1 tRNA gene and 2 rRNA genes (1 of these 3 cut by a window edge) are annotated in these 2,500 nt (G+C 56.0%); all 3 read left to right on the top strand.

Going from position 1 to position 2,500, the window contains the following annotated elements:
- A 23S ribosomal RNA gene (locus SPHI_RS14560) occupies positions 1-1,973 on the top strand (it extends 850 nt beyond the left edge of the window).
- Positions 1,974-2,122: 149 nt separating this feature from the next.
- A 5S ribosomal RNA gene (gene rrf / locus SPHI_RS14555) occupies positions 2,123-2,237 on the top strand.
- A gap of 129 nt (positions 2,238-2,366) precedes the next feature.
- A tRNA-Met gene (locus SPHI_RS14550) sits at positions 2,367-2,443 on the top strand.
- Positions 2,444-2,500: the final 57 nt, after the last annotated feature.

Here is a 2,500-nt window from a genome sequence, read left to right as displayed (position 1 = left end):
CAATCAAGCCGGGAAATAGCTGGTTCTCCGCGAAAACTATTGAGGTAGTGCCTCGGATGGACACCCTAGGGGGTAGAGCACTGGATGGATGCGGGGGTCGCGAGATCTACCAACTCTAACCAAACTCCGAATACCTAGGAGTGATATCCGGGAGACAGACGGCGGGTGCTAAGGTCCGTCGTCAAAAGGGAAACAGCCCTGACCTACAGCTAAGGTCCCCAAGTCACGTCTAAGTGGGAAAGCATGTGGGAATCCCAAAACAACCAGGAGGTTGGCTTAGAAGCAGCCATCCTTTAAAGAAAGCGTAACAGCTCACTGGTCTAAACAAGGGTTCCTGCGGCGAAGATGTAACGGGGCTAAAGACGTGCACCGAAGCTTAGGGTGTGGATTTATCCACGCGGTAGCGGAGCGTTCCGTAAGCCTGCGAAGCGATCTGGTAATGGGTCGTGGAGGTATCGGAAGTGCGAATGCAGACATGAGTAGCGATAAAGAGGGTGAGATGCCCTCTCGCCGAAAGACCAAGGGTTCCTGCGCAAGGCTAATCCGCGCAGGGTGAGCCGGCCCCTAAGACGAGCCCGAAGGGGGTAGTCGATGGGAATGCGGTTAATATTCCGCAGCCTGGTGGTGTGTGACGGATGGTGTGTGTTGTACGTCCTTAACGGATTGGACGTGCTTCGAAACTGTCCCGGGAAATAGCCCCACCGTATAGACCGTACCCGAAACCGACACAGGTGGTCAGGTAGAGTATACCAAGGCGCTTGAGAGAAGTGTCCTGAAGGAACTCGGCAAATTGCCTCCGTACCTTCGGAAGAAGGAGGCCCCATATGAGCGCAAGCTTTTATGGGGGGCACAGGCCAGGGGGTAGCGACTGTTTAGCAAAAACACAGGGCTCTGCTAAGTCGGCTTCAAGACGACGTATAGGGCCTGACGCCTGCCCGGTGCCTGAAGGTTAAGAGGAGGAGTGCAAGCTCTGAATTGAAGCCCAGGTAAACGGCGGCCGTAACTATAACGGTCCTAAGGTAGCGAAATTCCTTGTCGGGTAAGTTCCGACCTGCACGAATGGCGTAACGACTTCCCCACTGTCTCCAGGACATGCTCAGCGAAATTGAATTCTCCGTGAAGATGCGGAGTACCCGCGGTTAGACGGAAAGACCCCGTGCACCTTTACTGCAGCTTCAGAGTGGCATTAGGAAAGAACTGTGTAGCATAGGTGGGAGGCTTTGAAGCCAGGGCGCCAGCCTTGGTGGAGCCATAGGTGAAATACCACCCTGTTGTTTTCTGATGTCTAACCTCGTTCCGTAAGCCGGAACAGGGACCCTCTGTGGCGGGTAGTTTGACTGGGGCGGTCGCCTCCTAAAGAGTAACGGAGGCGCGCGATGGTGGGCTCAGGCCGGTTGGAAACCGGCTGTTAGAGTGCAATGGCATAAGCCCGCCTGACTGCGAGACTGACAAGTCGAGCAGAGACGAAAGTCGGTCATAGTGATCCGGTGGTCCCTCGTGGAAGGGCCATCGCTCAACGGATAAAAGGTACGCCGGGGATAACAGGCTGATAACCCCCAAGAGCTCATATCGACGGGGTTGTTTGGCACCTCGATGTCGGCTCATCACATCCTGGGGCTGGAGCAGGTCCCAAGGGTTTGGCTGTTCGCCAATTAAAGTGGTACGTGAGCTGGGTTCAGAACGTCGCGAGACAGTTTGGTCCCTATCTGCCGTGGGCGTCGAAATTTGAGAGGAGTTGACCCTAGTACGAGAGGACCGGGTTGAACGTACCTCTGGTGTACCTGTCGTCGTGCCAACGGCGCAGCAGGGTAGCTATGTACGGACGGGATAACCGCTGAAAGCATCTAAGCGGGAAGCCTCCCTCGAGATAAGATTTCACAGGACGGTCGAAGACCACGACCTTGATAGATCGGATGTGGAAGTGCGGTAACGCATGGAGCTAACCGATACTAATCGTCCTATTCGCGCTTGAGAGTTCCACCATCAACGACAGCCCTGGCTGTCGCCAGCGGTCGGATGATCAAGTCGACGCCAGAAACAACACACAAAAGTGCATCGATTTTAGAACCGTTCACGACACCCGCAGCGCGCATGCGCCGCGGGGTGTGCACCTGCTTCATTGCCTGGTGACCATAGCGTCGGTGTCCCACCCGATCCCATCCCGAACTCGGCCGTGAAACCCGACCGCGCCAATGGTACTATCGCCTAAGCGATGGAAGAGTAGGTCGTCGCCAGGCATTGAAGCCGGTGCACACACGTCACGAACAACACGAACCCATTCATAACGTCGTCCACAAAGGACACACCGTCGCCTCCGCCACAACGCGGAGGCGTTCGTGTTTCCCCAAAGGACACAAACACGGTGACGCGGGGTGGAGCAGCCCGGTAGCTCGTCAGGCTCATAACCTGAAGGTCACAGGTTCAAATCCTGTCCCCGCAACCAACCATCCCATGTGTCAAAACCGCCCGGCTCAACCCGCGGCGGCGTTTTTGTGCCTCC

It is taken from the genome of Sphingomonas jeddahensis, assembly GCF_001981525.1.
GTDB lineage: Bacteria > Pseudomonadota > Alphaproteobacteria > Sphingomonadales > Sphingomonadaceae > Sphingomonas > Sphingomonas jeddahensis.
This window is presented reverse-complemented; position numbering and strand designations above follow the sequence as displayed.